4 protein-coding genes are annotated in these 6,000 nt (G+C 41.7%); all 4 read left to right on the top strand.

Annotation, left to right across the window (positions count from 1 at the left end):
* The first annotated feature begins 520 nt into the window (after window positions 1–520).
* The 4 genes from AAJP47_RS13280 to fusA all read left to right on the top strand — a co-directional run bounded on the left by AAJP47_RS13280 (window position 521) and on the right by fusA (window position 5,718).
* Complete coding sequence (locus AAJP47_RS13280; RefSeq protein WP_346718384.1) at window positions 521–1,765, top strand: EcsC family protein; 1,245 nt, start codon at window positions 521–523, stop codon at window positions 1,763–1,765.
* Window positions 1,766–2,192: 427 nt separating this feature from the next.
* Window positions 2,193–2,567, top strand: coding sequence for a 30S ribosomal protein S12 (rpsL, locus tag AAJP47_RS13285; protein ID WP_011281154.1), 375 nt, complete (start codon window positions 2,193–2,195; stop codon window positions 2,565–2,567).
* A gap of 206 nt (window positions 2,568–2,773) precedes the next feature.
* Window positions 2,774–3,247, top strand: coding sequence for a 30S ribosomal protein S7 (gene rpsG, locus AAJP47_RS13290; protein ID WP_062845510.1), 474 nt, complete (start codon window positions 2,774–2,776; stop codon window positions 3,245–3,247).
* A gap of 344 nt (window positions 3,248–3,591) precedes the next feature.
* Window positions 3,592–5,718: an elongation factor G gene (fusA, locus tag AAJP47_RS13295; protein ID WP_346718385.1), complete on the top strand. Its 2,127-nt coding sequence runs from the start codon at window positions 3,592–3,594 to the stop codon at window positions 5,716–5,718.
* Window positions 5,719–6,000: the final 282 nt, after the last annotated feature.

Genomic DNA, 6,000 nt, shown 5'->3' on the forward strand with positions numbered 1-6,000 from the left:
CTATTCCTTATGAGTAACGATTTTTCATAATTATGTCTAATAATGACTTTAAATAATCGTTTTTGAATCTATACTTTTATTATCCAATGCGACAATCTTGAGTCCAGAACCGTGTGGGTTTGTAAAGAAACAGTTTGTGCATTAAATGCTTTTTTTGAGCCATCACCACTTTCACAATCAAACAAACGTCTTATCAACAGTTTTATGTGACGGGCATTACAATCAGGCTTCTACTGCTGGCATATGATAACGTATCAGGCGTTCAAAATCTTTGGGCAAGTGCAAATTAATGACAAAATAGCTGTTACGATTAAAAGTAGCTCGAAAATAATAATATTAGGACGTCAGCTATACTTTTAGATACAAAATTTGTGAAAGCAATAACATTGTTCGCACTGACAGCCGTTGTGAGGACTGGGTAGAATAGAAAATAATTCTAAATTTCGATTTTCCCTATAACTATCATACAATAAGCAAAAAGCAATTATTTCATTATACTCACTATATTAAGGATACTAGGATGGCAAAGCGTAGCACTCTTTCTAAAGGCATTAACACAGTTGGCTCTTTTACACGTAATAACCTAGAACGTGTCGGTGCCATGCTCGATAGTATGAACGCCAAGACAGGTAAACCACATCAATATAAAGCAGTGGATTTAGGCGATGAGGATTATCAGCAAGATTTATTTCGTGAGCAGACATTAAAAGCGACTCAACAACTATTAGGGCCGCGTTTTGCCACGTATGGTAAATATGCCAAAAAAGTGGTGCCAAACAGTTTGTTCCAGTCTACTGTTGATGGTGCTTTTGCTCAGGTGGCAAAGTTGGCATCGCAGTGGAGTCAGTTTGATTTGCCTAATGAGCACCGTTTTGCCAATATCGCAAACTTAGATGATGAAGAGCGTTACGCCCTCGCCACTGATATTGCCAATCAAAACCGGGCATTAGCAGCATTAGGTGGTCTAACTGGTTTGGCCGGGCTGCCAGGTTTGCTGGCAGACACACTATGGTTACTCCTAGTATCATTGCGTACGGTTTATCAGTTGGGTGCTATATATAATAAGCCGTTAACAGGTAAGCAAGGCATTAAGATGGCTTACGATTTACTCGCAAATGCTGATTTAAGCAAAATGCAAGAAAAACAAGCACTGCTTGCGGGTATCGGCATTGGGAAAGGTTTGTTAGATAATGCTCAAAGCAATGGCTTACATAGCGAGCTTAAAAACTTAGGCATGAAAAATAAGAACGTTAACTTTTATGCTGAGCAAATTGATAGCATCGCCAGTCAAGTAGGCATCGATCTAGATCAAGTCAATTTCTCATGGGTACGCCGCTTCTTACCAGCCACCGCTGTCGTCGTAGGTATGCGTTACAACAGCCAATTGATTGATGAAGTCATTGGGGTTGCGCAAGCCACGTTTGCGCCAGATGCAAAACTTGCTAACCGTGCCATAACTGACGATAGTAGCAGCGAAGCAAAAGTTGATGCTGCTGCTGAATCTGACAGCGGCTCTAAAAGTGACAAGCAACAAGATACTGAGAATAAGAGCGGTAAAAAAGACAACGCTGCTAGCGAAAAGACTGAAAGCACAGATGCGCAATCGCAAAAGAACGATAGCAAAGAAGCCAATAGCAAAAAAGACGATAGTAAGAAAGACGATAGTAAGAAAGACGAAAGCAATGATGAAAAAACTGATGCGAATACGTCATCTGCGAGTGAAGAAACTGAGACAGATAAAACAGCCGATAAGCAGGGTAAGTAAATACGCTTTCTTAATCTTTACTTATTAAGTGTTCTGCAAAGTCTTAATCCTCCAGCTATTTGTTCAATGTGAGCGATATTATCTTAATTCTCTTGAAAAATAAGATAATATCGCCACTTAATCTCTACAAAGTACTTTGCTTTGATTTTAAGTGATTTGTTTGTATCCTACCAATTTTTACGTCCTATTCAATCTTTAACAGTATGTTTTGTCTGGCTTTCAATTAAGAATAGACAGAAGAGTAGGTTGAATGCATATCTATCAAATGTTGTAAAGGTCAATCACTCATAAGTGGTTGAATTAGCAACAACAACTCTTTATAATACACTGTCCTAAAAATGGGTGCCTCTGAATCTGACAATAATGCCAGATGAATGGTGCATTACCCCATTTTTTTGTTTTATACCAAACGGGAGAAGGATGCCTTATGGCAACAACTAACCAATTGATTCGTAAAGGTCGCAAAACCATCAAGGAAAAGTCAAAAGTTCCTGCATTGGAAGCGTGCCCACAGCGTCGCGGTGTATGTACTCGTGTATATACTACCACGCCAAAAAAACCTAACTCAGCCATGCGTAAAGTATGTCGTGTACGTTTGACTTCAGGCTATGAAGTATCAAGCTATATCGGCGGCGAAGGTCATAACCTACAAGAGCACAGTGTTGTTCTTATCCGTGGTGGTCGTGTAAAAGATCTACCAGGTGTGCGTTATCACACTGTTCGCGGTGCATTAGATTGCGCAGGCGTAAAAGACCGTAAGCAAGGTCGCTCTAAATATGGTGCGAAGAAGCCTAAAGTTTAATAACTAAACGTTATTAGATACGCTTTTTTGTACTACCCAATAACTGTGCATGGGTTTGGTGTTAGCAGTAAAACAACTCATAGATTGATTGTTTATACGTAAAACATACCACCATGCAGTAAGGCTAACTGACAACCTCTACTATATTTTATCGATAAGTATGAAGTTGTGAATGTTGGACACTCCTGAAGATAAGGAAATTTATTATGCCAAGACGTCGCGTCGTTGCTGCCCGTGAGATCCTACCGGATCCTAAGTTTGGTAGCCAAACTGTTGCAAAATTCATCAACCATGTAATGAGTGATGGTAAAAAATCTACTGCTGAGCGTATCGTTTACGGTGCACTTGAAACAGTTAGTGAAAAACGCAAAGTTGAAGATCCAGTATCTTTCTTTGAAGAAGTACTTGAGAATGTACGCCCAATGGTAGAAGTAAAAGCTCGCCGCGTCGGCGGTGCAACCTACCAAGTACCAATGGAAGTACGCCCCTCCCGTCGTACTGCCTTGGCTATGCGTTGGTTAGCAGAAGCTGCTGCTAAGCGTTCAGAAAAATCAATGGCTTTGCGTTTAGCAGGCGAATTGAATGATGCTGCTGAAGGTAAAGGCGCTGCTATGAAAAAGCGTGACGAAGTTCACCGCATGGCAGATGCTAACAAAGCATTCTCTCATTACCGTTTCTAAGCTATTTTTTACCAATAGCTTTGGATCATTGACTCACGTCAATTGATCTTACATTGTTGTTTATTCTATTGATTACCGCCATCATTGAAAAAGTTGCTACTAGACCTTATCTATTAGCAACTGAGATGGCGGATATCTATCAAGATGCCTCTCTAAAAATGTATTGTTTTGACTGGAGAGCGTCCCAGATTTGATGCCGCACTATTCTTAGTATTTGCTCTTTTTTTGTCCATATTAGGCTTAATAATCAGTAAGTAATATTACGAAGCTGACCGCTTTGTCATAGAGTATGAGGTAGAGACACAATACATTATTATATACACGACTTTTCCTAGGAAAACACTATGGCTCGTAAAACTCCCCTAAAACGCTATCGCAATATTGGTATCTCAGCGCATATTGATGCTGGTAAGACGACCACTACTGAGCGTGTTTTATTTTATACCGGTGTTAGCCACAAAATTGGCGAAGTACATGATGGCGCAGCCACCATGGACTGGATGGAGCAAGAACAAGAGCGCGGTATTACTATTACCTCAGCGGCAACCACTTGTTTTTGGTCAGGTATGGCAAAACAGTTTGACGAACACCGCATCAACATCATTGACACCCCAGGTCACGTTGACTTCACGATCGAAGTTGAACGTTCTATGCGTGTACTTGATGGCGCTTGCATGGTTTACTGTGCAGTAGGCGGCGTTCAGCCACAGTCTGAAACCGTATGGCGTCAAGCGAACAAATACAAAGTTCCACGTCTTGCGTTCGTAAACAAAATGGATCGCGTTGGTGCTGATTTCTATCGTGTTATCGAGCAGATCAAAACCCGTCTTGGCGGCAAGCCAGTACCATTGGTTATCCCAATTGGTAAAGAAGATGACTTCGAAGGTGTTGTTGATCTCGTTACGATGAAAGCTATCTATTGGGACGAAGCGTCTCAAGGTATGCAGTATGACGAGCGTGATATCCCAACTGAACTACAAGACAAAGCGGACGAGTATCGTGAATATCTTGTAGAAAGCGCTGCTGAAGCCAACGAAGAGTTGATGAACGAGTATCTAGAAAACGGTGAATTGACTGTAGAGCAGATCCATGGCGCTATTCGTCAGTTGACCATTGATAACGAAATCATCCCACTTCTTTGTGGTACTGCCTTTAAAAACAAAGGTGTACAGAAGATGCTAGATGCTGTTATTCAGTATCTGCCAGCACCAATCGACGTACCTGCTATTAAAGGTATTCTTGATGACAAAGACGAAACTGAAGGCAGCCGTGAAGCATCAGACGAAGCGCCTTTCTCAGCACTAGCATTCAAAATCATGAATGACAAGTTCGTTGGTAACTTAACCTTCGTTCGTGTTTATTCGGGTGTGATCCAGCAAGGTGGTAGTGTTTATAACCCAGTTAAAATGAAGCGTGAGCGTGTTGGCCGTATCGTACAGATGATGGCAAACTCGCAAGAAGAGCTTGCAGAAATCCGTACTGGTGATATCGCTGCTTTAGTTGGTATGAAAGATGTGACTACTGGTGATACGCTGTGTGATGAGCAAAATGTTATTACGCTTGAGCGCATGGAATTCCCAGATCCAGTTATCAGCCTAGCGGTTGAACCTAAGACCAAAGCTGACCAAGAAAGAATGTCAATCGCTTTAGGTCGTTTGGCGAAAGAAGATCCATCGTTCCGTGTACACACTGACGAAGAGTCTGGTCAGACTATCATCAGTGGTATGGGTGAATTGCATCTAGAGATTCTTGTTGACCGTATGAAGCGTGAGTTTAACGTTGAAGCCAACATCGGTGCGCCGCAGGTTGCTTACCGTGAGACGATTCGTAACACGGTTGAACAAGAAGGCAAATTTGTACGTCAGACAGGTGGTCGTGGTAAATTCGGTCACGTTTGGTTACGTCTTGAGCCACTTGATCCAGCAGGCGATACTGAATACGAATTCGCTGAAGAAGTTGTTGGTGGTACAGTACCAAAAGAATTCCATGGTGCCGTTGATAAAGGTATCCAAGAGCGCATGAAAAACGGCGTACTTGCTGGTTACCCAGTTGTTGGTGTTAAAGCGACTCTATATGATGGTTCTTATCATGACGTTGACTCTGATGAATTGTCATTTAAGATGGCCGGTTCTATGGCCTTCAGAAAAGGCTTCTTAGCCGCTGATCCAGCTCTACTTGAGCCAGTGATGAAAGTTGAAGTTGAAACACCTGAAGATTACATGGGTGATATCATGGGCGATCTTAACCGTCGTCGTGGCTTGGTACAGGGTATGGAAGATCTACCTGGCGGTACTAAGCAAATCCGTGCCGAAGTACCATTAGCAGAAATGTTTGGCTATGCCACACAAATGCGCTCAATGTCACAAGGCCGTGCAACTTACTCAATGGAATTCCAGAAGTACGCTGAGATTCCAAAATCAGTTGCTGCTGAAATCATCTCTAAGTTCAACTCTAAAGATGACGACGAGTAAATAAACGTCTATTAAATACGATAATATAGAGCATGTTTCTAGATTGTCAGTGGAGAATGCGCCAATAACTTGTTAAAACACTTGTTATTGGTCGCGATTTTCTTATAATATCTGCACATCAGTATGTGCGACCTTTTAACAATTATCTTAATGTGGTCAAGATTGTCTTAGTTATCGTATTACTACGAACCAAGCATTTGACCCCAAAAAAAGAGGAATTACCCATGGCAAAGGCCAAGTTTGAACGTAACAAGCCACACGTCAACGTCGGTACAATCGGAC

It is taken from the genome of Psychrobacter halotolerans, from assembly GCF_039680845.1.
Lineage (GTDB): Bacteria > Pseudomonadota > Gammaproteobacteria > Pseudomonadales > Moraxellaceae > Psychrobacter.

What these genes read in the sequence shown, in the direction of transcription:
- rpsG (WP_062845510.1), top strand. Translation starts at nt 2,774, where the DNA reads ATGCCAAGACGTCGCGTCGTTGCTGCCCGTGAGATCCTACCGGATCCT.
- rpsL (WP_011281154.1), top strand. Translation starts at nt 2,193, where the DNA reads ATGGCAACAACTAACCAATTGATTCGTAAAGGTCGCAAAACCATCAAG.
- AAJP47_RS13280 (WP_346718384.1), top strand. Translation starts at nt 521, where the DNA reads ATGGCAAAGCGTAGCACTCTTTCTAAAGGCATTAACACAGTTGGCTCT.
- fusA (WP_346718385.1), top strand. Translation starts at nt 3,592, where the DNA reads ATGGCTCGTAAAACTCCCCTAAAACGCTATCGCAATATTGGTATCTCA.